Annotated in this window: 22 protein-coding genes and 1 tRNA gene; 14 read left to right on the forward strand and 9 right to left on the reverse strand. The window is 72.8% G+C overall.

From position 1 onward, the window contains the following. Positions 1-87: 87 nt before the first annotated feature. From thrC to argS, 4 genes are all read right to left on the reverse strand, one after another. Positions 88-1,137 (reverse strand): threonine synthase, encoded by a 1,050-nt coding sequence (gene thrC / locus AC2CHG_RS03330; protein WP_262013873.1) that lies wholly within the window; start codon positions 1,135-1,137, stop codon positions 88-90. Between the two features lie 112 nt (positions 1,138-1,249). Further along, positions 1,250-2,554, reverse strand: coding sequence for a homoserine dehydrogenase (locus AC2CHG_RS03335; protein WP_402807280.1), 1,305 nt, complete (start codon positions 2,552-2,554; stop codon positions 1,250-1,252). Next, positions 2,551-3,936, reverse strand: coding sequence for a diaminopimelate decarboxylase (gene lysA, locus AC2CHG_RS03340; protein WP_402807283.1), 1,386 nt, complete (start codon positions 3,934-3,936; stop codon positions 2,551-2,553). The genes AC2CHG_RS03335 and lysA overlap by 4 nt, the downstream gene beginning before the upstream one ends. A gap of 60 nt (positions 3,937-3,996) precedes the next feature. After that, on the reverse strand, positions 3,997-5,664 hold the full coding sequence (gene argS, locus AC2CHG_RS03345; protein WP_366622462.1) for an arginine--tRNA ligase: 1,668 nt from the start codon (positions 5,662-5,664) through the stop codon (positions 3,997-3,999). Positions 5,665-5,762: 98 nt separating this feature from the next. On the opposite strand from argS, the gene AC2CHG_RS03350 reads away from it, so the two are divergent. From AC2CHG_RS03350 to AC2CHG_RS03390, 9 genes are all read left to right on the forward strand, one after another. Then, positions 5,763-6,599 carry a thioredoxin-like domain-containing protein gene (locus AC2CHG_RS03350; protein WP_402807285.1) on the forward strand — a complete coding sequence of 279 codons (837 nt, stop codon included), beginning with the start codon at positions 5,763-5,765 and terminating at the stop codon, positions 6,597-6,599. Between the two features lie 10 nt (positions 6,600-6,609). Beyond that, a complete protein-coding gene (locus AC2CHG_RS03355; protein WP_402807288.1) occupies positions 6,610-7,284 on the forward strand; it encodes a DUF305 domain-containing protein in 675 nt (224 codons plus the stop codon). A 569-nt stretch (positions 7,285-7,853) separates the two neighbouring features. Next, entirely contained in the window at positions 7,854-8,549 is a 696-nt protein-coding gene (locus tag AC2CHG_RS03360) for a winged helix-turn-helix domain-containing protein (protein WP_135241822.1), read from the forward strand. A 76-nt stretch (positions 8,550-8,625) separates the two neighbouring features. Next, positions 8,626-8,697: transfer RNA gene (locus AC2CHG_RS03365), tRNA-Arg, on the forward strand. Positions 8,698-8,843: 146 nt separating this feature from the next. After that, a complete protein-coding gene (locus AC2CHG_RS03370) occupies positions 8,844-9,239 on the forward strand; it encodes a GntR family transcriptional regulator (protein ID WP_366622517.1) in 396 nt (131 codons plus the stop codon). Further along, entirely contained in the window at positions 9,236-10,135 is a 900-nt protein-coding gene (locus AC2CHG_RS03375; RefSeq protein ID WP_484524125.1) for an ABC transporter ATP-binding protein, read from the forward strand. The genes AC2CHG_RS03370 and AC2CHG_RS03375 overlap by 4 nt, the downstream gene beginning before the upstream one ends. Then, a complete protein-coding gene (locus AC2CHG_RS03380; RefSeq protein WP_366622454.1) occupies positions 10,132-11,103 on the forward strand; it encodes an ABC transporter permease subunit in 972 nt (323 codons plus the stop codon). The genes AC2CHG_RS03375 and AC2CHG_RS03380 overlap by 4 nt, the downstream gene beginning before the upstream one ends. 117 nt (positions 11,104-11,220) lie before the next feature. Beyond that, positions 11,221-11,652, forward strand: a complete 432-nt coding sequence (locus AC2CHG_RS03385) for a hypothetical protein (RefSeq protein ID WP_484524126.1) — start codon at positions 11,221-11,223, stop codon at positions 11,650-11,652. After that, positions 11,579-12,013, forward strand: coding sequence for a DUF1275 family protein (locus tag AC2CHG_RS03390; protein ID WP_484524127.1), 435 nt, complete (start codon positions 11,579-11,581; stop codon positions 12,011-12,013). The genes AC2CHG_RS03385 and AC2CHG_RS03390 overlap by 74 nt, the downstream gene beginning before the upstream one ends. A gap of 12 nt (positions 12,014-12,025) precedes the next feature. Here the strand turns inward: AC2CHG_RS03390 and ligD are convergent, their stop codons facing one another. Further along, positions 12,026-12,985, reverse strand: a complete 960-nt coding sequence (gene ligD / locus AC2CHG_RS03395) for a non-homologous end-joining DNA ligase (protein WP_484524128.1) — start codon at positions 12,983-12,985, stop codon at positions 12,026-12,028. A gap of 89 nt (positions 12,986-13,074) precedes the next feature. Between ligD and AC2CHG_RS03400 the strand changes: the two genes are divergently transcribed. Next, positions 13,075-13,476: a winged helix-turn-helix transcriptional regulator gene (locus tag AC2CHG_RS03400; RefSeq protein WP_262013884.1), complete on the forward strand. Its 402-nt coding sequence runs from the start codon at positions 13,075-13,077 to the stop codon at positions 13,474-13,476. Position 13,477: 1 nt separating this feature from the next. Here AC2CHG_RS03400 and AC2CHG_RS03405 read toward each other — a convergent pair whose 3' ends face one another. After that, positions 13,478-14,656 carry an FAD-dependent oxidoreductase gene (locus AC2CHG_RS03405; protein WP_484524129.1) on the reverse strand — a complete coding sequence of 393 codons (1,179 nt, stop codon included), beginning with the start codon at positions 14,654-14,656 and terminating at the stop codon, positions 13,478-13,480. Positions 14,657-14,712: 56 nt separating this feature from the next. Between AC2CHG_RS03405 and AC2CHG_RS03410 the strand changes: the two genes are divergently transcribed. The 3 genes from AC2CHG_RS03410 to AC2CHG_RS03420 all read left to right on the forward strand — a co-directional run bounded on the left by AC2CHG_RS03410 (position 14,713) and on the right by AC2CHG_RS03420 (position 18,149). After that, complete coding sequence (locus AC2CHG_RS03410) at positions 14,713-15,303, forward strand: PadR family transcriptional regulator (RefSeq protein WP_262013886.1); 591 nt, start codon at positions 14,713-14,715, stop codon at positions 15,301-15,303. 91 nt (positions 15,304-15,394) lie between these two features. After that, a complete protein-coding gene (locus AC2CHG_RS03415; RefSeq protein ID WP_366622440.1) occupies positions 15,395-15,940 on the forward strand; it encodes a TetR/AcrR family transcriptional regulator in 546 nt (181 codons plus the stop codon). A 28-nt stretch (positions 15,941-15,968) separates the two neighbouring features. Further along, positions 15,969-18,149: an MMPL family transporter gene (locus AC2CHG_RS03420; RefSeq protein WP_366622438.1), complete on the forward strand. Its 2,181-nt coding sequence runs from the start codon at positions 15,969-15,971 to the stop codon at positions 18,147-18,149. A gap of 35 nt (positions 18,150-18,184) precedes the next feature. On the opposite strand, the gene AC2CHG_RS03425 is transcribed toward AC2CHG_RS03420, so the two are convergent. Beyond that, positions 18,185-19,441, reverse strand: coding sequence for an erythromycin esterase family protein (locus AC2CHG_RS03425; RefSeq protein ID WP_484524130.1), 1,257 nt, complete (start codon positions 19,439-19,441; stop codon positions 18,185-18,187). Positions 19,442-19,532: 91 nt separating this feature from the next. Between AC2CHG_RS03425 and AC2CHG_RS03430 the strand changes: the two genes are divergently transcribed. Next, positions 19,533-19,727 carry a DUF2795 domain-containing protein gene (locus AC2CHG_RS03430; RefSeq protein WP_091422483.1) on the forward strand — a complete coding sequence of 65 codons (195 nt, stop codon included), beginning with the start codon at positions 19,533-19,535 and terminating at the stop codon, positions 19,725-19,727. Here AC2CHG_RS03430 and erm read toward each other — a convergent pair. Together erm and AC2CHG_RS03440 are read right to left on the reverse strand one after the other, a co-directional pair. After that, positions 19,711-20,517: an ErmE/ErmH/ErmO/ErmR family 23S rRNA (adenine(2058)-N(6))-methyltransferase gene (erm, locus tag AC2CHG_RS03435; protein WP_366622434.1), complete on the reverse strand. Its 807-nt coding sequence runs from the start codon at positions 20,515-20,517 to the stop codon at positions 19,711-19,713. The genes AC2CHG_RS03430 and erm overlap by 17 nt on opposite strands. Positions 20,518-20,941: 424 nt before the next feature. After that, positions 20,942-21,838, reverse strand: coding sequence for a Gfo/Idh/MocA family protein (locus AC2CHG_RS03440; protein WP_484524131.1), 897 nt, complete (start codon positions 21,836-21,838; stop codon positions 20,942-20,944). Positions 21,839-21,862: the final 24 nt, after the last annotated feature.

The following is a 21,862-nucleotide window of genomic DNA, read 5'->3' on the forward strand; positions in this document are numbered from 1 at the left end:
GGCAGGGGGGTGTCTGAGTCTGCCGCACGCCCCGACACTCCCGGCATCCGCCCCAGCCGATGACACTTCGGCCGCTGGTACCCGACCTCAGACCAGGTCGAGGGAGCGGGCGGCGGCCAGCGCGTCGTTGGCGATGGTCACCGGCGCCGGCGCGGTGGAGATGGCCCACTCCGGGTCCTTCAGGCCGTGCCCGGTGACCGTGCAGACCACCCGCGACCCGGCCGGCACCCGGCCGGCCTCGGCCTGCTGGAGCAGACCGGCGACGCTCGCCGCGCTGCCCAGCTCGACGAAGACGCCCACCTCGCGGGCCAGCAGCCGGTACGCCGACAGGATCTCCCGGTCGGTGACCGCCGAGATCAGGCCGTCCGAGGCGTCCCGCGCGTCGATGGCCTTCGTCCAGCTCGCCGGGTTGCCGATCCGGATGGCGGTGGCGATCGTCGACGGCTCCGGCACCACCTGACCGGTGACGATCGGGGCGGCGCCGGCCGCCTGGAAGCCGTACATCCGGGGGGCCTTCGTGGCGTTGCCGTCGCGCAGGTCCTCGGAGTAGCCCATCCAGTACGCGGTGATGTTGCCGGCGTTGCCGACCGGCAGGCAGTGGATGTCGGGCGCGTCGCCGAGCGCCTCGACGATCTCGAAGGCGGCGGTCTTCTGGCCGTGCAGCCGGTCGATGTTGACGGAGTTGACCAGCGCGACCGGGTAGTCCTGGGCGAGCTTGCCGGCGAGCCCGAGGCAGTCGTCGAAGTTGCCCTGCACCTGGAGCAGCTTCGCGCCGTGCACGAGCGCCTGGGCCAGCTTGCCCAGCGCGATCTTGCCCTGCGGCACCAGCACCGCGCAGGTGATCCCGGCGCGGGCCGCGTACGCGGCGGCGGAGGCGCTGGTGTTGCCGGTGGAGGCGCAGATGATCGCCTTGTCACCGGCCTCGACGGCCTTGGAGACCGCGACGGTCATGCCGCGGTCCTTGAACGAGCCGGTCGGGTTGGCGCCCTCGACCTTGAGCCACACGTCCGCGCCGACCCGGGCGGAGAGCACCGGCGCCGGCAGCAGCGGCGTGTTGCCCTCGTGCAGGGTGACGACGGGAGTCGCCTCGGTGACCGGCAGCCGATCCCGGTACGCCTCGATCAGTCCCCGCCACATGTCGTGCTCCTCGCCTCTGTCGCCCCGCTCCGGGGCCTGCCAACAGCGTGGACCAGCCTGCCCGCCCGGCCACCGGCACACCCTGCTCTAACCATCAGGCGGGACGCGTGGGTTACGCGCCGCCCTCGACCCGAAGCACACTCGTCACCGACCTGACGATGTCGAGTCCGCGCAGCTCACGCACGGTGGCCGCGAGCGCGGCGTCGGGCGCGACGTGGGTGACGATAACGAGTTCCGCGTCACCGCCGGCCGGGCCCTGACGGACGGTGGCGATGGACACCTCGTGCCGGGCGAAGACGCCCGCCACCCCGGCCAGCACGCCCGGCCGGTCGGCCACGTCGAGGCTGATGTGGTAGCGGGTGAGCGCCTCGCCCATCGGCCGCACCGGCAGGTCCGCGTACGCCGACTCGCTCGCCGCGTGCACCCCGGCGAGGCGGTTGCGGGCCACCGCCACCACGTCGCCGAGCACCGCGCTGGCGGTGGGCGCGCCACCGGCGCCCCGGCCGTAGAACATGAGCTGCCCGGCGGCGTCGGCCTCGACGAAGACCGCGTTGAACGCGTCACCGACGCTCGCGAGCGGGTGCGTCAGCGGAATCATCGCCGGGTGCACCCGCACGTTGACGGTCTCCCGGCCCTCCGCGTCGACGCCGCGGGCCGCGATGCAGAGCAGCTTGATCGTGCAGCCCATGGCCTTGGCGCTGGCCACGTCGGCGGCGGTCACCTCGGTGATGCCCTCGCGGTGCACGTCGGCGGCGGTCACCCGGGTGTGGAACGCCAGCGAGGCGAGGATGGCGGCCTTCGCGGCGGCGTCGAAGCCCTCCACGTCGGCCGTCGGGTCGGCCTCGGCGTACCCCAGCTCGGTGGCCTCCTCCAGCGCCTCGGCGAACCCGGCGCCGGTGGAGTCCATGGCGGAGAGGATGAAGTTCGTGGTGCCGTTCACGATGCCGGTGACCCGGGTGATCCGGTCGCCGTGCAGCGACTCGCGCAGCGGGCGCAGCAGCGGGATGGCCCCGGCGACACTCGCCTCGTAGTAGAGGTCGGCACCGCCCTCGGCGGCGGCGTCGTGCAGCGCGGCGCCGTCCTCGGCGAGCAGCGCCTTGTTGGCGGTGACCACGCTCTTGCCCGCGCGCAGCGCCTCGACCAGCCAGCCCCGGGCCGGCTCGATGCCGCCGACCACCTCGACCACTACGTCCACGTCGTCGCGCTTGATCAGCCCGAGCGCGTCGGTGGTGAACAGCGCCGAGTCGACAGGCAGGTCGCCGCGGTCACGGCCGATCCGGCGTACGGCGATCCCGGCGATCTCCAGCGGGGCGCCGATCCGGGCGGCGAGGTCTTCCGACTGCTCGTGCAGCAGCCGGACCACGTCGCTGCCGACAGTGCCGCAGCCGAGCAGCGCCAAGCGAACCGGTGAGGTCATCCCACATCCAATGCCAGCAGGTCGTCTTCGGTCTCCCGGCGGACGATCAGCCGCGCCCGACCTTCGCGGACGGCGACGACCGGGGGCCGCGGGACATGGTTGTAGTTGCTCGCCATGCTCCGGCAGTACGCTCCGGTGCCGGGCACCGCGACAAGATCTCCGGGCTGCACGTCAGCGGGCAGGAATTCATCCTTCACCACGATGTCCCCGGACTCACAATGCTTTCCCACCACGCGGGCGAGCATCGGCTGTGCGGCTGACGTGCGGTTCGCCAGCGTGGCCGAGTACGAGGCGTCGTAGAGCGCGGTCCGGATGTTGTCGCTCATCCCCCCGTCAACGCTCACGTACGTCCGCAGGCCATCCACGTCTTTGACGGTCCCGACCGCGTAGAGCGTGAACACGGCCGGGCCGACGATCGCGCGGCCCGGCTCGACCGACAGGTGCGGCACGGCGAGGTTCTCCGCCGCGCACTCCCCGTCGACGATCTTGCGCAGGCGCTTCGCCAGGTCGTGCGGCGACGCCGGGTCGTCCTGCGTGGTGTACGCGATGCCGAAACCACCGCCCAGGTCCAGCTCGGGCAGCTCCACGCCCCGCGCGTCGCGGATCTGCGACTGGAGGGCGAGCACCCGGCGGGCGGACACCTCGAAGCCGCTGGCGTCGAAGATCTGCGAGCCGATGTGCGAGTGCAACCCGCGCAGCTCCAGCACGTCCTCGTCGAGGATCTTGAACGCGGCCGCCGCGGCGGCCCCGCCGGCGAGGGAGAAGCCGAACTTCTGGTCCTCGTGCGCGGTGGCGATGAACTCGTGGGTGTGCGCCTCCACGCCGACGGTGACCCGGACCAGCACCTTCGGGCGGACCCCGCGCGCACGGGCCAGCTCGGTCAGCCGGTCGATCTCGGTGAACGAGTCGACGATGATCCGGCCCACCCCGGCGTCGACCGCCCGGGTCAGCTCCGCCACCGACTTGTTGTTGCCGTGGAAGCCGATCCGCTCCGGAGGCATCCCGGCCGAGAGCGCGGTGGCCAGCTCGCCGCCGGTACAGACGTCGAGGAACATGCCCTCCTCGGCGATCATCCGGACCACGGCGCGGCACAGGAACGCCTTGCCGGCGTAGTACACGTCCGCGTCCGGGAAGGCCGCGCGGAACTCGCGGCAGCGCTCACGCAGGTCGTCCTCGTCCAGCACGTACGCCGGGGTGCCGTACTCGGCGGCCAGGTCGCGGACGTCCAGGCCCGCGACGGTGAGCGCGCCGCCGGGGCCGCGCGCCACGTTGCGCGGCCACAGTTGCGGCACCAGGGCGTTGACGTCGACCGGGGTACGCAGCCAGGCCGGCCCCCGGGTGCCGATCTCACCGTGCAGTGCGCCTGCCTCGTGAGCGCGCATGTCTACTCGTCTCCGCTTCGCGACTGCGGGGCTCGCAAGCTCACTCCTCGCGCTCGCACGCTACATCCGCTCCGGCGCGGACACCCCGAGCAGGTGCAGGCCGTTGGCGATGACCACCCGGGTGGCGTCGTTGAGCCAGAGCCGCGCCCGGTGGGTGTCGGTGATCTTCTCGTCGCCCTGCGGGGCGATCCGGCAGTTGTCGTAGAACCGGTGGTACGCCTGCGCGACGCTCTCCTCCAGGTAGCGGGCCACCCGGTGCGGCTCGCGCAGCTCGGCGGCGGTCGCCACCACCGCCGGGAACTCGGCGAGGGCCTTGAGCAGCTCGTTCTCCTTGTCGTGGCCGAGCAGCTCCGGCTGGAACGCGGCGGCGTCGCCACGGGTCAGCCCGATCTCGGCCGCGTTGCGGGCCACCCCGGCGGTACGCGCCGCGACGTACTGCACGTAGTAGACCGGGTTGTCGTTCTTGGCCCGGGTCCACAGCTCCACGTCGATGTCGATGGGCGAGTCGGCCGAGTAGCGGGCCAGCGCGTACCGGGCCGCGTCCACGCCGATCGCGTCGACCAGGTCCTCCAGCGTGACCACGGTGCCGGCCCGCTTGCTCATCCGCACCGGGGCGCCGTCGCGGACCAGGTTGACCAGCTGGCCGATGAGGATCTCCAGGTTGCGCGCCGGGTCGTCGCCGAAGCACGCGGACATCGCCTTCATCCGGCCGATGTAGCCGTGGTGGTCGGCGCCCAGCATGATCACGACCCGGTCGAAGCCGCGCTCCCGCTTGTTCAGGTAGTAGGCGCAGTCGGCGGCGAAGTACGTCCACTCGCCGTTGGACTTGCGCAGCACCCGGTCCTTGTCGTCGCCGAACTCGGTGGTGCGCAGCCAGGTCGCGCCCTCGGACTCGAAGACGTGGCCCTGCTCCCGCAGCCGGTCCAGCGCCGCGTCCAGCGCGCCCCCGTCGTGCAGGTCCTTCTCGTTGAAGTAGGTGTCGAACTCCACACCGAAGTCGCGCAGCGAGGACTTGATCTCGGCGAACATCAGCTGGACGCCCTCGTTGCGGAACACCTCCTGGGCGGCGTCCTCGGTGAGGTCGAGCACATCCGGCCGGCGCCGGACCACCTCGGCGGCGATCTCCGCGATGTACGCGCCGCCGTAGCCGTCCTCCGGCGCGGGCTCGCCCTTCGCGGCGGCCAGCAGCGAGCGGGCGAACCGGTCGATCTGGGAGCCGGCGTCGTTGAAGTAGTACTCCGTGCCCACGTCGGCGCCGGTGGCGCGGAGCAGGCGGCTGAGCGCGTCGCCGACGGCCGCCCAGCGGACCCCGCCGATGTGCACCGGGCCGGTCGGGTTCGCCGAGACGAACTCCAGGTTGATCCGCTGACCGGCGAGCGTGTCGCTGCGCCCGTACGCCGGACCGGCCTCGACGATGACCTTGGCGAGCTGGCCGGCGGCGGCGGCGTCCAGGCGGACGTTCAGGAAGCCGGGACCGGCGATCTCCACCGACTTGATCCCCGGCGCCTTGGCCAGCTCGTCGGCCAGCGCTGTCGCCAGCTCCCGCGGCGGTACGCCCACCTTCTTGCTGAGCTGGAGCGCCAGCGTCGAGGCGTAGTCACCGTGATCGGGATTACGGGGTCGCTCGACGGTGGTCTGCGCGGGCAGCGCGGCGCGGTCCAGTCCCCGCTCGTCGAAGACGGCGTGGGCTGCGGCGAGGACGACCTCGGCGAGTTCTGCGGGAGTCACTGATCCATGTTATCGGGGGTAGACTCGGGCACCGCGGAGGCGACCCAGCATGTGAACCGGCCCCGCGCTCCCCTGACCGACCGACCTGACGAGGCACGATGAGCATCAGCACCCCGGGCGGCCCGGAGCGCCGTCCCACCGTGGTCAGCACCGGCAAGAAGCCGGCCGCCGGCCGGCCCGCGGCTGCCGACAAGCCCGCCGCGAAGGCCGGCTCGGGCAAGGCCGGGGGCGGCAAGGGCACGCCACGGCAGGGCGCCGGGGGCAAGGGCCGCAAGCCGGTCGCCCCGGTGAAGGTGAGCCAGGGCCGTTCGTGGGGCCCGATCGCCCTCTTCGTCGCGGTCGGCGTCCTGGCCGTGGGCATCATCGGCGTCGGCGCCTGGGCGGTCTACCAGGGCGGCCAGCCCTGGCAGAAGCGGGCCGAGGCGATCGACGGCATCGTCGACTACCGCGCGAAGGACAAGGACCTGGTCAAGGGCGGCAACCACCAGCCCGGCGCGATCAAGTACGACGTCCTCCCGCCGGTCGGCGGCCCGCACAACCAGGCGTGGCAGAACTGCATGGGTGACGTCTACGACGCCCCGATCGCCAACGAGCACGCGGTGCACAGCCTGGAGCACGGCACCGTCTGGATCACCTACCGCCCGGACCTGCCCGCCGACCAGGTGGAGAAGCTCCGCAGCAAGGTGCAGGGCAAGGAGAAGACGATGCTCAGCCCGTTCGAGGGGCTGGACAAGCCGATCTCGCTCCAGGCCTGGGGCTACCAGCTCAAGGTCGACAACGCCGACGACGGCCGGATCGACGACTTCATCAAGACCCTGCGGGTGAACGCCTCGATCGAGGGCCCGAACGCGCTCTGCGACCAGGGCGTCACCGCCACCGGCACCACCCCGCGGGACAACCTGCAGAACACCATGCCCCAGCAGCCCACCCAGTGAGGACGCCGCGATGACCGCTCCGGTGACCACCGACAGCGAACTGGACGAGGCCCCGGCCGCCGACCAGGGCGGCCGGAGCGCCGCGCGCCGCTACGGCCTGCTGGCGGTGGTCGCCGCCCTCGTGGTCGGGCTGGTCCTCGGGTACGCGGGCGGCCTGCTCACCCCGACGCTCACCCGTCCGGGTGAGAACTCGGCGGAGGCCGGGTTCGCCCGGGACATGACCGCCCACCACAACCAGGCCGTGGCGATGGGTCTGCTGGCGTTCAGCCAGGGTCAGGACCCGGAGGTACGCCAGGTCGGCGTGGACATCGCCACCGGCCAGCAGGGCGAGATCGGCACCATGCAGACCTGGCTGCGGTCCTGGAAGCTGGACCCGACCGGCGAGCAGGCGCCGATGGCGTGGATGAAGGACGGCGGCGGGTTGGTCAAGAACGGCCTGATGCCGGGCATGGCGACGCCGGAGGAGATGGCGAAGCTGCGCGGCGCGAGCGGTCGCGAGTTCGACGTGCTGTTCCTCCAGATGATGATCCGCCACCACATCGGCGGGGTGCACATGATCGACGGCATCCTCGACGAGGGGCACGACGACGACGTGCTGGCGGTCGCCCAGATCATGAAGAACACCCAGCAGAACGACCTGACCAACCTGAACGCCGCCTTGAAGCGCCTGGGCGGCACCCCGTAACACCCGCCGCCCCGCACGATCCCGAGGCCCGGTCCCCTTCCCAGGGGCACCGGGCCTCCCCCGTCCCCACACCCGGCCCCGGCCCCGGCCCCGGCCCCGGCGATCTTGCACTTACTGCCCCAGCGCTGCCGGATTCGCCCCGTTATGGGAGGGCCGCAAGTGCAAGATCGCGGGAGCAGGGGGCAAGGGCGGCCCGGGGTCAGCCCGACAGGGCATCCTCGCCGCCTCGCGCGTGCGCGCTTCCGGTTCCGTGCTCGCTCGACACCAGCTCGGGGAGGTGGGGGTATCCCCGATCTTGATCGACACCAGCTCGGGGAGGTGGTGGGGTCGGGGTGGGTGCGATGCAGCCACTTCGGCGAAGTGGAGTCGATCAACAACAGGTGAGGCGTTCGGGCGGGCCGGGGCGGTCGAGTGGGGCGGCATGCCCACCCGAGGGTTGGGTGATGCGGGGTAAGATGTCCCGGTTTGGGCGTTTGTAACGGTTTGGGGTTAACGGGTCATTGTGGAGGTTGGAGAGTTTTCTGCCCACATATCGTGACCAGTTGCGATTCGGGCTCGTTGCCCAAGACGTGGGGGTTGCACTCAGAGACGCAGGGCGGTCGGTGACCAGCTGGTGCCGACGCCACACCATCGGCGGTGACGGAGCGGTGGCAGCCGTCCGTCGCGGACTGCGGCAGGGCGAGCCGGGAACGCTCAGCCGCGAACAGGAACTCGAACTCATCGACGTGCTCCGGGGGGTCCACCCCGACGAGTTCGGCCTCGACGAGGAGCTCTGGACACGGCAGAGCCTGACCACGCTCATCGAGCGCCGGTTCGGGCTGGCGATGGACGCCGGCACCGTCGGCGCGTACCTCCGGGCCTGGGGTCTGGGGCCGCGCGAGCCGCGCGAGCGGGCCTGCGGCCTGTGCGTCGGCGCGGTCGAGCGCTGGGTACGCAGCGAGTACCCGGCGATCACGCGGGCGGCCCAGGAGCACGCCGCGGAGGTCTACTGGATCGGCCGGGTACGCCTGCGCGGCACCATGCCCGCTGCCGACGTGGTGTCGGCGGTCTCCTCGCGGGGACGGGTGCGGTTCATGGTGACCACACCGTCGGTGGACCCGCCGCTGCCCCGGGACTTCGTGCTGCGGCTCAGCGGCGCCGAGGAGCGCACCGTGCATCTGATCGTGGACGGCTCGTGGCCGCGCAACGAGTGGCCCCGCCGGCTGCCCCGCCGGGTCGTGCTGCACCCGCTGCCGAGCTGCGGTCGCGCCGTCGCCGCGGCCTGATCCGACGAAGATCGACTCGCGGGGGTACCGATTCGGTGATCCGGGAGGGGGTTTGCTACTCTTCTCGGGTCGCTGAGCCCCCGTAGCTCAGGGGATAGAGCACCGCCCTCCGGAGGCGGGAGCGCAGGTTCGAATCCTGCCGGGGGCACACTTGCTAAGAAACCGCACCAGAAGACCTCCGCGAGCCCGACAGCCACCTTGGCTGCCGGGCTCGTTTCGTTTCCGGGCGAGCCGGCTCCCTTGACCATCGATCCACTGCTTTACTACGTTACTAGTAAAGCAGTGAGGAGCATCGTGTTCGTCTTCCGGCTCGACACCCACTCCGGCGTGCCGCCGTACCTGCAACTCGTCCAGCAGGTCCGCCAGGCGGTGCTACTGGGCTTCCTCCAGCCAGGTGACCGTCTCCCGCTCATCCGCGAGGTGGTCGAGGATCTGGCGATCAACCCGAACACCGTCGCCAAGGCGTACCGGCAGATGGAGCAGGAGAACCTGGTCACCGGCCGGCCCGGCCAGGGCACGTTCGTCAACGAACAGCAGTCGGCTGCGATGTCGGCGTCGACGTACACGTCGCTGCGCCGTGGCCTGGAGACCTGGTTACGCCGCGCCTACGCGGCCGGCCTCGACGAGGAGGCGGTCGACGCGCTCTTCACCTCCGTCCGCCGGCAGACGAGGAACGAGGACGTGGCGTGACAGCTACCGGGTTCGCGTTGCGCACCGACGGTGTGGGCAAGCGGTACCGGAAGGGCTGGGCGTTGCGCGACTGCACCCTCGCCCTGCCGGCGGGCGGCGTGATCGCCCTGGTCGGGCCGAACGGCGCGGGCAAGACCACGCTGCTGCGCCTGGTCGTCGGGTTGCTGGCACCGAGCACCGGCACGGTGGAGGTCCTCGGCCGGGACGTCACTGCGAGCACCCCGCAGACGCTGTCCCGGATCGGGTTCCTGGCCCAGGACCACCCGCTGTACAAGCGCTTCACCGTCGCCGAGATGCTCCGCTTCGGCCGGGCCTGCAACAGGCGGTTCGACCAGGCACTGGCCGAGCGCCGGCTGGCGAAGCTGGGCATCCCGCTCGACCGCAGGACCGGCACGCTCTCCGGCGGGCAGCAGGCCCAGGTCGCATTGGCTCTGGCCCTGGCGAAGCGGCCGGACCTGCTCGTCCTCGACGAGCCGGTGGCCAGCCTCGACCCGCTTGCCCGGCACGAGTTCCTCCAGGTCCTCATGGGCGCGGTGGCCGAGGGCGGGGTGACAGTCCTGTTCTCCTCCCACGTCGTGCACGAGCTGGAGCGCGTCTGCGACCACCTGGTCGTGCTCAACCAGGGCCGGGTCACGCTCACCGGCGACATCGACACCCTCCTCGCCGAGCACCGGCTGCTCGTCGGCCCGCGTACGGCACACGACGTCGACCGGGCCGGCGCCGTCGTGGAGGCCGTCCACAGCGACAGGCACACGACCCTGCTGGTACGCGACGGCGGGCTTCCGGCCGCGCCCGGATGGCAGGCCCAGCCGGTCGCGCTGGAGGACCTGGTGCTGGCGTACCTGCGCCGCCCGTCCGAGCCGGACGCCGCGGTCACGTCGGGGGTGCCGGCATGACCTGGTTGATCTGGCGCCAGCACCGGACCGAGGTCTGCGTCCTGGGTCTGCTCGTCGGCGCGTTCGGCATCGCCCTGCTCGTGCTCGGGACGCAGGCCCACGACCTGTTCCCGGGCGGTCCCGCCCGCTGTGCGGGAGAAGCGGGTGTAGGCGATGCCTGCGCCGCCTCCTTCCGCCGACTCGACGACGAGTACGGGTACGTCGAGAACCTCCTGGCGGCCTTCTACCTGGTCCCCGTGCTCATCGGTGCGTTCCTCGGCGCGCCGCTGCTCGCGCGCGAACTGGAGGACGGCACCTGGCAGCTCGCGTGGACGCAGGCCGTGCCACGGATGCGCTGGCTGGCGACCAAGCTCGTGGCGTTGGCCGGCGTCACAGTCGCGCTCACCGGGATGTTCACCGCGGTGCTCACCTGGTTCCGTCAGCCGTTCGACGCGTGGGAGGGGCGGTTCCAGTACGACGCCTTCGACCTGGAAGGGCTCGTCCCGGTGGCGTACGCGCTGTTCGCGTTCGGCGTCGCCACCGCCGCGGGGGCGATCCTGCGGCGCAGCCTGCCCGCGTTCGGCGTCGCGTTCGGGGCGTTCCTCGCCGCCCGGATGTCTGTGGCGCTGCTGGCCCGTCCCGCGTACGCCACCCCGCTCACCACCATGACTCCGGTTCCCGCCGGTGGTTCGACGGACCGGGCGGAGCACCTGCCCGGCGTCGCCGACTGGGTGATCGAACGCGGCTACGCCGACGCCACCGGACGCCGGCTCAGTGGGGCCGAGTACGCCGAGCTGACGGACGCTGCCGACCGGGCCGGCACCAACCTCAACCGGTTCCTGCACGCGCGCGGCGTCCAGCAGTTCGGGGTCTACCACCCGGCCGACCGGTTCTGGACGTTCCAGCTCATCGAGGCGGCGGTGTTCGTCGCCGTCGCGGCGATCCTGATCGGCGTGGTGGTCTGGCGGGTACGGCGCCGGATGATCTAGCTCCGGCGCCGGGCGAACCACTTTCACCTTTGTCCCCGATTCACGGATGGGCAGTTCGCGAGCTGGCTAACCTCGCGGTGAACGGGTCCGAACCCAGCACCTGCGAAGGTGAGCCAGTTGCCCGAGACGCCGTTGACCAACCGCCCCAAGATGCACACCGGCGTACCCTCGTCGCTCACCACCGCGCAGCGGTGGGTCCTGCGCGGCGTCGCCGTCGCGGACGCCCCCTGCGGCCTGTGGTTCCTCGAAGCGGTGGCCGAACGCACCGGCAGCACGCCGGACGAGCCCATCGACGCGACGGTTGAGGAGCTGATCGCACGCGGGTTCCTCGTCGACACCGCCGCCGGCCTGCGGCTGGCCTCGATCGCGCTGCGCGACGAGGTCCTGCGGGACACGCCGCCCTCGGTGCGTCAGGCCTGCGCGAAGCGGCAGCCGAGGTGCTCGCCGGCCGGCCGGCCCGCTCACGCCACCGGGCATGGAACTGCTCGCCATGCTGGCGCTGCTCGTGCTCTGGGGGCTGGTGGACCGGTCCCTCGACTCGGGGCGTGACTCGCTGACCGAGCGCACGATCCTGACCGCGCTGCTGGCGTTCCCGGTCGGCATCCTCGGCGGGCTCGTCGTCCGCACGTTCGGCGTTCGGACCGCCACGTCGTACCAGACCGGCACCGTGCTGCGCACCACGAAGGGCATCGCCGACTGGGTGTTCGAGCCGGAGGGCCGCAGCGCCGCCGGGCGCCTCGCCGCGACCGGCCTGCTCTGCCTGGTCAGCTACGCGATCGGCGGGTTCGTCGGCGCGGCCACCGAGACCCGCCCCATCTCGACGATGATCGTCACCTGGGCGCTGGCCGTGGTGCTCATCGCGTTCTCCTGGGGCAAGCGCCCACCGGCGACGGCGACCCGGCGTCGCTGACGCGGAGCGGAGTCACCCGGCCTCGCGGCGGGCCTTCGCGCGGCGCTTGCCCTCGTGCATCGCCTGCACCCGGGCCACCGGGATGGTCCGCCCCTGCTCGACCAGGTCCGCCGGCAGGCGCTGCGGCGCGGGCAGCGCCTCCGCCCACGGATCCCGGTCCCCCAGCAGGCCCGGCACGGTGAGCACGGTGAAGTCGGCCGGGCTCGCGCTCTCCAGATCGGTCCAGCCCACCGGGTACGACACCGGGGCGCCGGGCCGGATCCGAGGGCTGTAGGCGGCCACCACTGTCGCGCCGTACGCCCGGGTGGAGTCGACGAAGACACGGCCGCCGCGGTCGGCGACGATGAACGCGGTGGTCGCGGCCGCCGGGTCGAGCCGTTCGGTACGGGCGGCGAGCGCCCGGGTCGCGGCGGCGGCCTCCTCCGCCGTGGTGGCCGGATCCACCGGCACGATCACGTGCAGCCCCTTGGCGCCGCTCGTCTTCACCGCGCCTGCGAGCCCAGCGTCGGCGAGCGCCTGCCGCACCAGCAGCGCGACCCGCACCACGGCGCCGAACGCGTCCCCCTCCGGCGGATCCAGGTCGAGCACGAGGTGGGACGGGTGCTCGGGCGCACGGGCGCGGGCCAGCGTCGGGTGGTACTCCACCGCACGCTGGTTGGCGAACCAGAGCAGCGTCCGCCGGTCGTCGCAGAGCGCGTACGAGATCCGGCGGTGCGACGCCTCCGCCCACACCTCGGTGCGGCGCACCCAGTCGGGCGTGTACTTCGGCAGGTTCTTCTGCATGAACGGTTCCTGGCCGGGCCGCACCCGCAGCACCGACAGCGGCCGGTCCCGCAGTTCCGGCAGGATGCGGTCACTCATCGCGTCGAGGTAGTCGACCAGGTCGCGTTTGGTCGCCCCGGCGCCGTCGAACAGCGGCTGGTCGAGGTTGGTCAGCGACACTCCGGCCCGGGTCTCGTCGGCGGCGCCCATCGGACCACCATCCCGGGCCGGGCCCGGCTCGGCAACCCCGACACGGTGCCCGGCGCGCCTCGCCGTCCCGCACCTGCGACGATCGGGGCGTGGGTGAGGCGGAGTCGGAGCGGTGCGGACCGGACGCGGCGGAGCAGGCGAGCGCCTGCACCGTGCGGGAGGCGCTGGACCGGGTCGGCGGCAAGTGGGCCATCGGCATCCTGATCGCCGCCTCGGCCGGCCCGATCCGCTTCACCGAGCTGGAGCGCCGGGTGGAGGGGATCAGCCGCCGGATGCTCACGCTGACGCTGCGCAACCTGGAGCGGGACGGGCTGCTGCACCGGCACGTGCATCCCACGGTGCCGCCGAAGGTGGAGTACACCGCCACGCCGATGGCCCGGGAGCTGTACGAGTCGCTGGTGGCGCTGACGAGCTGGGCCGAGCGGCACCGCGAGGCGATCAGCGCGGCCCGGGCCGAGTACGACCGCCGGCACGGCGGCCCACCGGCCTGACTCAGTCCCGTACCCGCTCGGTCCAGTCGATGTGGTGGTCGAACAGCCAGGCCTGGGCGGCGCCGCCGTCGCGCGCCAGGTAGCGGGCGGCGAGTGGCATGCCCAGGTCCCGGACCAGCCGCCCGACCGGGCCGGCGACCTTCGTGGTGCTGGTCCGCCGCCCCTGCGCCACCACCCGCTCCACCCGGTCGCGGCGCAGCCGCTCGTAGGCCCGGAACGCGGCCGGTACGTCCGGCAGGTCGCGCAGGCAGCGGGCGAGCTGGACGGCGTCCTCGAAGGCCATCGCCGCGCCCTGCCCGGAGGAGGGGGCGGCGGTGTGGGCCGCGTCGCCGATCACGATCATCCGGTCGCGGTGCCAGACCGGCACGGAGGGCAGGTCGTACGTGGGCCAGCCGTACTCGATCCGCGCGGTGTGGTCGAGGATCCGCGTCGCCGGTCCCGGATCGTCGGCGAGCAGAGCGCGCAGCCGGGTCCGGGCCTCGTCCGGGCCGATCGCGGCGAGCTGTTCCCGGCTCGGCTCGACCGGCTGCGGCGGGTTGGCGAACCACCAGACCTCGTCCTCCCCCACCACGATCCAGCAGAAGAAGCAGCGCCGGCCGAACATCATCTGCATCACGCCGCGCTCGTCGGGCAGGCGCAGCCCGCGGGCGAAGCCACCGGCGTTCAGCAGCGGTACGTAGCGCGGCGCGGGGGCGGCCGGGTCGATCAGCGTGCGGACCCGGGAGCGCAGCCCGTCGGCGCCGACCAGCAGGTCGCCGTCTGCGGTGCGGCCGTCGGCGAACCGGGCGGTCACACCGCCGTCGGTCGGGTCGGCGCCGGCCAGCCGGGCGCCGTGGACGAACTCGACGCCCCGGCGCAGCGCCTCGTCGCGCAGCGCCCGGTAGAGGTCGGAACGACCGACGGTACGACTGCCGGGGGCCCCGAACTCGGCGAGCCGGCGCCCTCTGTGGTTGTGCATAAGCATCCGGGGTGTCGGGTGTCCGAGCCCGGCCACCAGGTCGTCGAGGTCGATCGCGCGCAGCGCGTCGAGCCCGTTGGCGGAGAGCGTCAGGAAGGCGCCCACCCCGACCGCGTCCCGCGGGTACGCCTCGTACACCGCAGCGTCGATGCCGGCGCGCTGCAAGGCCATGGCGGCGACCGGGCCGGCCAGTCCGGCACCGACGACGAGAGCTTTAGTCATGTCATGACTATACATAAAATGACTATGGCGCGACAGGGGGCACCTAGGGTGGGGCCATGACGGTTCGTCGCTCGCCGCTGGCGATGATGGTGCTGGCCCTCCTGGTCGAGGAGCCGATGCACGCGTACCGGATGCAGCAGCTCATCCGGGAGCGCGAGAAGCAGGACGTGGTGAACGTCGCGCAGCGCAACAGCATCTACCAGACCATCGAGCGGCTGCGCCGCGACGAGCTGATCCGGGTGGCCGAGACCAGGCGCGAGGAGGGGCGGCCGGAGCGCACCGTGTACGCGCTCACGCCGGCCGGCCGCCGCACGCTCGACGGGTGGCTCGCCGACGCGCTCGCCACCCCCGCCCGGGAGTTCCCGGAGTTCCCCGCCGCCCTGTCGTTCCTGCCGATCCTGCCGCCCGAGGAGGCGGCCCGGCGGCTCGACGAGCGGGCCGGCGCCATCGAGGCACGGCTGCGCGAGCGTGAGGCGGCGCTGAGCGCCGTGGAGTTGCCCCGCCTCTTCCTGGTCGAGGACGAGTACCAGCTGACAGTGCTCCGCGCCGAGCTGGACTGGGTACGCGGACTCGTCGCCGACCTGCGCTCCGGCGCGCTCACCTGGTCCGGCGAATGGCTGGCCGACTGGACCGGAACACCGGCCTGAGCTGCGAAAACAGGCCGCTGTGGCGAACGCCACGCGGCGGATCTGACCGATCGGTCAGCACCTGACCGATCGGTCAGGCATGCTGGAGGACATGGCGCGACCCACCACCGCCACCCACGACGAGCTGCTGGCCGCTGCCGCTCGCCGGTTCGCCGTCACCGGGTACAAGGGCACCTCTCTCCAGGACATCGCCCGCGACGTGGGCTGCTCCAAGGCCACGGTGCTCTACCACTTCGCCAGCAAGGACGCCCTGCTCTGCGAGCTGATGGCCCCGGCCATCACGGTGCTGGAGGAGCTGGACGCCCGGATCGCCGCGCACACCGGCGCCGAGGCCCAGCGCGTCGCCGCAGACGGCTTCGTCGACCTGGCGGTCCGCTTCCGCCGGGAGATCGCGCTGCTCCGGGGAGAGTTCCCCGACCTGCTCCAGCAGCCCGCGTTCGCCCACATCCAGCAGATCTCCGAGCAGCTCATCGCCGCGTTCTCCGGCTTCTCCGACCGTCCGGAGGCACGCGTCGCGGCGCTCGTCGTGCTCGCCGGCATCGCCGAGACCTGCGGCGAGTTCCTGGACATCCCCGACGAACAGCTGCGACCCGCGCTGCTCGCCGTGGCGTACCGCGCGCTCGAAGTCACCACCTGATCCGTTCCTGCGAGGACAAGGAAGGTCCATGGCGACCCTGCTGTACCGGCTCGGCCGGGCATCCCTGCGCCGGCGGCGACTCGTCGCCGTCGTCTGGCTCGTCGTACTCGTCGGACTCGGCCTGGCCGCGGCCACGCTGAAGGGCCCGACGGCGAGCAACTTCACCATGCCGGGCACCGAGTCGCAGAAGGCGATCGACCTGCTCGCCGACCGCTTCCCGGCGGCCAGCGGCGCGACCGGCACCATCGCGATCAAGGCGCCGCAGGACGGCGCGCTGACCTCACCCGCCGGACAGGCGGTGGTCAAGCAGGTCACCGAGGAGGCGGCCACGCTGCCCGGCGTGGTCGGCGCGGTCGACCCGTACCAGGCGCAGGCGCTCACCCCGGACGGCCGGTACGCGCTGATCCAGGTGCAGTTCGCCGGCGGCGCGGACGAGGTCACCGACGAGCAGCGCGACGCGTACGAGAAGGTCGGCGCGCAGGCCGAGGCGCAGGGCTGGCAGATCGCCCCCGGCGGCGAGGTGCTGAACGGTGAGCCGGAGGTCGGCTCGACCGAGGCGATCGGCGTGCTGGTCGCGGCGATCGTCCTGGTGATCACGTTCGGCTCGCTCGTGGCAGCCGGGATGACCATGCTGAACGCGCTGATCGGTGTCGGCGTCGGCATGGCCGGTCTGTTCGCGCTCAGCGGCGCGGTCGAACTGACCAGCACCGCGCCGATCCTGGCGCTGATGCTCGGCCTCGCGGTCGGCATCGACTACTCGCTGTTCATCACCTCCCGGCACCGGCAGAACCTGCTCGACGGGCTCTCCCCCGAGGAGGCGGTCGGCCGCGCGGTCGGCACCGCCGGCTCGGCGGTGGTCTTCGCCGGCGCGACCGTCGTGGTGGCGCTCGCCGGCCTGGCCGTGGTGGGCATCCCGTTCCTCACCGTGATGGGTCTGGCCGCCGCCGGCACCGTCACCGTCGCCGTGCTGGTGGCGATCACGCTGGCCCCGGCGCTGCTCGGCTTCGCCGGCCACAAGGTGCTGCCGCGCAAGCTGCGCGACCGCAAGGCGGTCGAGGACCCGACCACCGGCTCGGAGGACCGCTCCGGCTTCGGCTTCCGCTGGGCGCGGTGGGTGACCAAGCTGCGCATCCCGGTGATCCTGGTCGGCCTGCTCGGCCTCGGCCTGCTCGCCATCCCGGCCCAGGACATGCGCCTGGCGCTGCCGGACGCCTCCGCCGCCGCCGAGGGCACCCCGGCCCGGGTCAGCAGCGACCTGATCCGCGAGGGCTTCGGCCCCGGCTTCACCGGCCGGCTCGCGGTCGTGGTCACCGCCGACTCGCCGCAGGACACCCAGGCCGCCATCCCGCAGGTGACCGCGCTGGTCCAGAAGACCGACGGGGTGCTGGCCGTGGCCCCGCCACAGGTCGACCCGTCGGGGCGTACCGCGCTGATCGGGGTGATCCCGAAGACCGGCCCGACCGACGAGGCCACCGAGACGGTGGTGCACGACATCCGCAAGCAGGTCTCCGGCATCCAGAACGCCGACGTGCTGCTCACCGGCGTCACCGCTGTCGGCATCGACGTGTCGGAGAAGCTCTCCGACGCGCTGCCGGTCTACCTGCTGCTGGTGGTGGGCCTGTCGATCCTGCTGCTGATGCTGGTGTTCCGGTCGATCCTGGTGCCGGTCAAGGCGGCGCTGGGCTTCCTGCTCACCGTGGCGGCCACGTTCGGCATCACCGTGGCGGTGTTCCAGCAGGGCCACCTGGCCGACCTGGTCGGCCTGGACACCCCGGCCCCGCTGGTCAGCTTCCTGCCGATCCTGCTCATCGGCATCCTGTTCGGCCTGGCCATGGACTACGAGGTCTTCCTGGTCTCGCGGATGCGTGAGGACTTCGTGCACGGCGACACCGCCCAGCAGGCCACCATCAACGGCATGGGGCACGGCGCCCGGGTGGTCACCGCCGCCGCGCTCATCATGATCTCGGTGTTCGGCGGCTTCGTCTTCCTGGAGGACCCGATCATCAAGTCGATGGGCTTCGCGCTCGCGATCGGTGTCGCCATCGACGCGTTCGTGGTCCGGATGACGATCGTGCCGGCGGTGATGTCGTTGCTGAACAACGCCGCCTGGTGGCTGCCGCGCTGGCTGGACAAGATCCTGCCCAACGTGGACGTCGAGGGTGAGGGCCTGCGCGCCCACCTCGCCGAGAAGCAGCACGCGAACGTGTGATCCGTGCGGGTGGGGTCCGTCCGGGCCCCACCCGTTCACACACCCGCCGGGTACGTCTCCATCTCGCCCGGCGTCACGCACGCCGGCAACGGATGCAGCGCCGTCGTCTCGTCGCACCAGATGAACGCGTCGTAGCGCTCGCCCAGCCGGGTCGGCACGTAGTTGCCCCAGGACTCGAAGCTCGGGTCGTACACCACCCCGATGGCCCGGTGGTCCGCCTCGCCGGTCACCCACTCCGGCTGGTCGTCGCCGCCGAAGACCAGCACCGCCCGGTCCGGCATCAGCTCGTGCAGCAGGTGCTCCACCGAACCCTCCCGGGCCGGCGGCACCACCATCGTCTCGGCCGGTGAGCCCCAGCGCGGCGCGGCCACCACACTGCCGTGCCAGCTGCCGAAGCCGATCAGCGCCACCGCGTCCCGGCCGTGCCGTTCCCGGCCGAGCTGCCCGATGTTGACCATGCCGTCCGCCGCCATGTCGGTGGCCCGGGCGTCGCCGACGTGCGTGTTGTGCGCCCACACGATGCCCCGCGAGTCCGGCCCGTACCGGTCGAGCAGCCGGTCGAGCGTGTCGGCCATGTGGACGTCGCGAACGTTCCACGACTCTGGGCCGCCGCCGACCATGGCCCGGTAGTACCGCTCCGCGCCGGCCACCACCTCCGCGTTCTGCCAGGCCGAGAAGCGGTCCGGGCCGTCCGCGGCGGCCTGTTCCCGGGTACGCGCCAGCAGCCGGACCACCTCCTCCTCGCATCGGGCGGAGACGAACCGGCTGGCCATCCCGTACTCCTCGACGCGCTTGCCGTACGGCTCGAAGCAGCGGTACGCCTCCTGGGCCGCCTCCAGCGAGGCCGGATCCTCCTCACCGAGGTAGTCGAAGATGGCCTGCATCGACTCCCAGAGGGAATACACGTCCAGCCCGTGGAAGCCGGCCCGCTCCCCCTCGGGGCGTTCCAGGTTCCACGCCCGCAGCCAGCGGCAGAAGCGGGCCACCTCGGCGTTCGCCCACATCCAGGTGGGCCAGCGTTCGAACCGTTCCAGCGCGACCAGTGGATCGGCCGGCCCGCCCGGCGCGCCGACCACCGACCGGTGCACCCGGTCGCAGTCCGGCCAGTCCCCCTCCACCGCCACGAAGTCGAACCCCTGTTCGGCGATGAGCCGCCGGGTCAACTGCTCGCGCAGCCGGTAGTAGTCGTAGCTGCCGTGGGTCGCCTCACCGATCATCACCACCCGGGCGTCCCGCACGCGGTCCAGCAAGGGGTCGAAGTCGCTCGGCGCGCCGAGCCGCTGTACCAGCATGTCCGCGGCTACCCGGGGCCCGCCGGGACAAACCGCCGCCGCGGCCCGACGGCACGGGCATGCCGCCGGGCCCAGCGGGTAGCCGGGCGGCATGACCGTCACCGGCGCGCAGTTGCAGGAGTTCCTGGCCGGGCTGGACTACCCGGTCTCCCGGGAGGACCTGGTCCGCTGGGGCCAGGAGAACGGCGCCAGCACCGAGACGCTCCAGCGGCTGCGCACGCTGCCGGCCGAGGAGTTCGACACCCCGGCCGAGCTGGTCGAGGCGCTGGTCACGCTCGCCGGTTGACCGGCGCGTGCAGCAACCGGAACAGCACCAGCCACTGTTCCGGCCAGACCAGCCCGACCGGGGTGTCCGGCGCGATCCGCGCGGCCCGCAACGCGCCGTCGACCCGCGACCGGGGATGGCCCGCGCGCAGCGAGGCCGCGAGCGAGCCGCCGACTCCGCCGAAGCCCAGCTCCACCATCCGCCGGTACGCGGGCAGCGCGGCCGGCGCCACGAGTGGCGTCGTCCGGCGCTCCAGCCGCAGGATGCCCCCGTCCACCCCCGGCACCGGCCGGAATGCGGCCCGGGGCACCCGCCCGGCCAGCCGCCAGTGGTACTCGGGCCAGGTGAGCACGGTGAGCCGGCTCCACCGGCCGTGGTCGCCGGTGCGCTTGCGGGCGTAGTCGAGCTGGGTGAGCAGCGTCGCTGCGCCCAGCCCTGGTGCGGCCAGGCACCAGCGGACCACCGCCGCGGTGAGCGACCAGGGGATGTTGCCCGCCACCGAGAACGGCCCCGCGGGCGGGGAAGCAGCCAGGAAGTCGGCCGCCCGTACCTCGACGTTCGGCAGCGGAGCGCAGGCCGCCGTCAGCTCGGGCAGCACGGCCGGGTCGACCTCGTACGCGATCAGCCGCCCGCACCGCGCGGCGAGCGGCCGGGTCAGCCGGCCGCGTCCGGCGCCGACCTCCAGCAGCAGGTCGTCCGGGCCGGTCCGGGCCGCGCGGACCATCCGCGCGACGGCGGCCGGGTCGGCGAGGAAGTTCTGGGACAGTACGCGACGGGACCGGTCGCGTGCGGTGGTTCGGCGGGGCGCCACGGGTTCGTCCTGTCTGTCGCCGGACGGCGACGGGTACGGACCGCTGCGCTGGTGTCCCCCGCCGTCGAGGCGGCGTGGGGCGGATCGGGCGGGCGGTCCGAGCGGATCGGGACTCGGACGACCCTGGACAGTGGCCAGGACGTGGCGCATGCCTGAGCGGGCCACCTCGGCGAGGTGGCGTGGACGAACCCCGGGTACCGCCACCTCGGCGAGGTGGCACGACCGGCGCCCCTCGGGGCGGGTCGGGAACCGGCGGTCGGGTCAGACGCGGGCGGCGTACCGGCCGGCCAGGGCCGGGCGCCGGAACCGCGGACGGGCGTCCAGGAGGAGCCCACACGCGGCCGGCGCGGCGGCCACGCGGATCAGGGCATGCGTGAACATTCCGCCACGCTAACGACCGGGTCCGGCCCGGGCGACCGGTTTTCTACAGGTCGACGGTGCGTCCCTGCGCCCGGGCGGTCTGCGCGGCGTCCAGCACGGCCACCACCTCGCGGCCGAACCGCACGTCGCAGCGGTGGTCGCGGGTGCCCGCGTCGACCTCCTCCAGCAACTGGTCGAGCGCGGCACCGAACGCCTGGAGCGCGCTGCCGTCGCCGGGCGGGACGGTCTCGGTGCCGTTCTCGCCGAAGAAGACGAAGTCCCGGGTGACCGCCTCGGACGGCGCGTCCAGGGTGAGCGACAGCGAGCTGGTGGCGCCGCCGTCGTGGGTGAGCAGCAGGTGCACCAGGCCGCTCGGGCCGTCCATCGCGGCGACCCGGGTGACCCGGCCGAGCACCGGCAGGATCAGCGACAGCGCGTGCGGGCCGATGTCCCACAGCGCGCCGCGCTCCCGCCGCCAGGTCGAGTCGCCGTACGGGTTCCCGGGCTGGAAGATCGACGCGAACATGGTGGCCCGGGCGTGCTGCCAGCCACCCGCCGCGGCGGTCGAGGCGAGGAACCCGGTGACGTTCGGGTGGAAGCGCTGGGTGAAGAAGACCACCGACGCCACCCCGGACGCCTGTGCCGCGTCGACCACCCGGTCGGCGTCGGCGAGGCCGAGCGCCAGCGGCTTGTCCAGCAGCAGGTGCCGCCCGGCGGTGGCGGCCCGGACGGCGATGTCGGCCTGCACGTCCGGCGGAAGCGCCACGGCGACCGCGTCGCAGGCGTCGATGAGCGCGTCCACGTCGGTGAAGGCCGGTACGCCGTGCCGGGTCGCCAGCTCCTCCGCCTTCGCCGGGTTGCGTCCCCAGACGCCGGCGAGCCGTGCCCGCGGGTGCGCCTCGATGGCCGCGGCATGCGTCTCCGCCGCCCAGTAACCGGTGCCGAACAACCCGAACCGCACCCCGACCCCCTGCCGTCGACGTCC

Source organism: Micromonospora sp. ATLC20 (assembly GCF_057196585.1).

Excerpts from the sequence above, each read along its gene's own strand:
- thrC (WP_262013873.1), bottom strand. The coding sequence starts at position 1,137 with ATGTGGCGGGGACTGATCGAGGCGTACCGGGATCGGCTGCCGGTCACC.
- AC2CHG_RS03335 (WP_402807280.1), bottom strand. The coding sequence starts at position 2,554 with ATGACCTCACCGGTTCGCTTGGCGCTGCTCGGCTGCGGCACTGTCGGC.
- lysA (WP_402807283.1), bottom strand. The coding sequence starts at position 3,936 with ATGCGCGCTCACGAGGCAGGCGCACTGCACGGTGAGATCGGCACCCGG.
- AC2CHG_RS03350 (WP_402807285.1), top strand. The coding sequence starts at position 5,763 with ATGAGCATCAGCACCCCGGGCGGCCCGGAGCGCCGTCCCACCGTGGTC.
- AC2CHG_RS03355 (WP_402807288.1), top strand. The coding sequence starts at position 6,610 with ATGACCGCTCCGGTGACCACCGACAGCGAACTGGACGAGGCCCCGGCC.
- AC2CHG_RS03380 (WP_366622454.1), top strand. The coding sequence starts at position 10,132 with ATGACCTGGTTGATCTGGCGCCAGCACCGGACCGAGGTCTGCGTCCTG.
- AC2CHG_RS03390 (WP_484524127.1), top strand. The coding sequence starts at position 11,579 with ATGGAACTGCTCGCCATGCTGGCGCTGCTCGTGCTCTGGGGGCTGGTG.
- ligD (WP_484524128.1), bottom strand. The coding sequence starts at position 12,985 with ATGGGCGCCGCCGACGAGACCCGGGCCGGAGTGTCGCTGACCAACCTC.
- AC2CHG_RS03405 (WP_484524129.1), bottom strand. The coding sequence starts at position 14,656 with ATGACTAAAGCTCTCGTCGTCGGTGCCGGACTGGCCGGCCCGGTCGCC.
- AC2CHG_RS03410 (WP_262013886.1), top strand. The coding sequence starts at position 14,713 with ATGACGGTTCGTCGCTCGCCGCTGGCGATGATGGTGCTGGCCCTCCTG.
- AC2CHG_RS03415 (WP_366622440.1), top strand. The coding sequence starts at position 15,395 with ATGGCGCGACCCACCACCGCCACCCACGACGAGCTGCTGGCCGCTGCC.
- AC2CHG_RS03420 (WP_366622438.1), top strand. The coding sequence starts at position 15,969 with ATGGCGACCCTGCTGTACCGGCTCGGCCGGGCATCCCTGCGCCGGCGG.
- AC2CHG_RS03425 (WP_484524130.1), bottom strand. The coding sequence starts at position 19,441 with ATGCTGGTACAGCGGCTCGGCGCGCCGAGCGACTTCGACCCCTTGCTG.
- AC2CHG_RS03430 (WP_091422483.1), top strand. The coding sequence starts at position 19,533 with ATGACCGTCACCGGCGCGCAGTTGCAGGAGTTCCTGGCCGGGCTGGAC.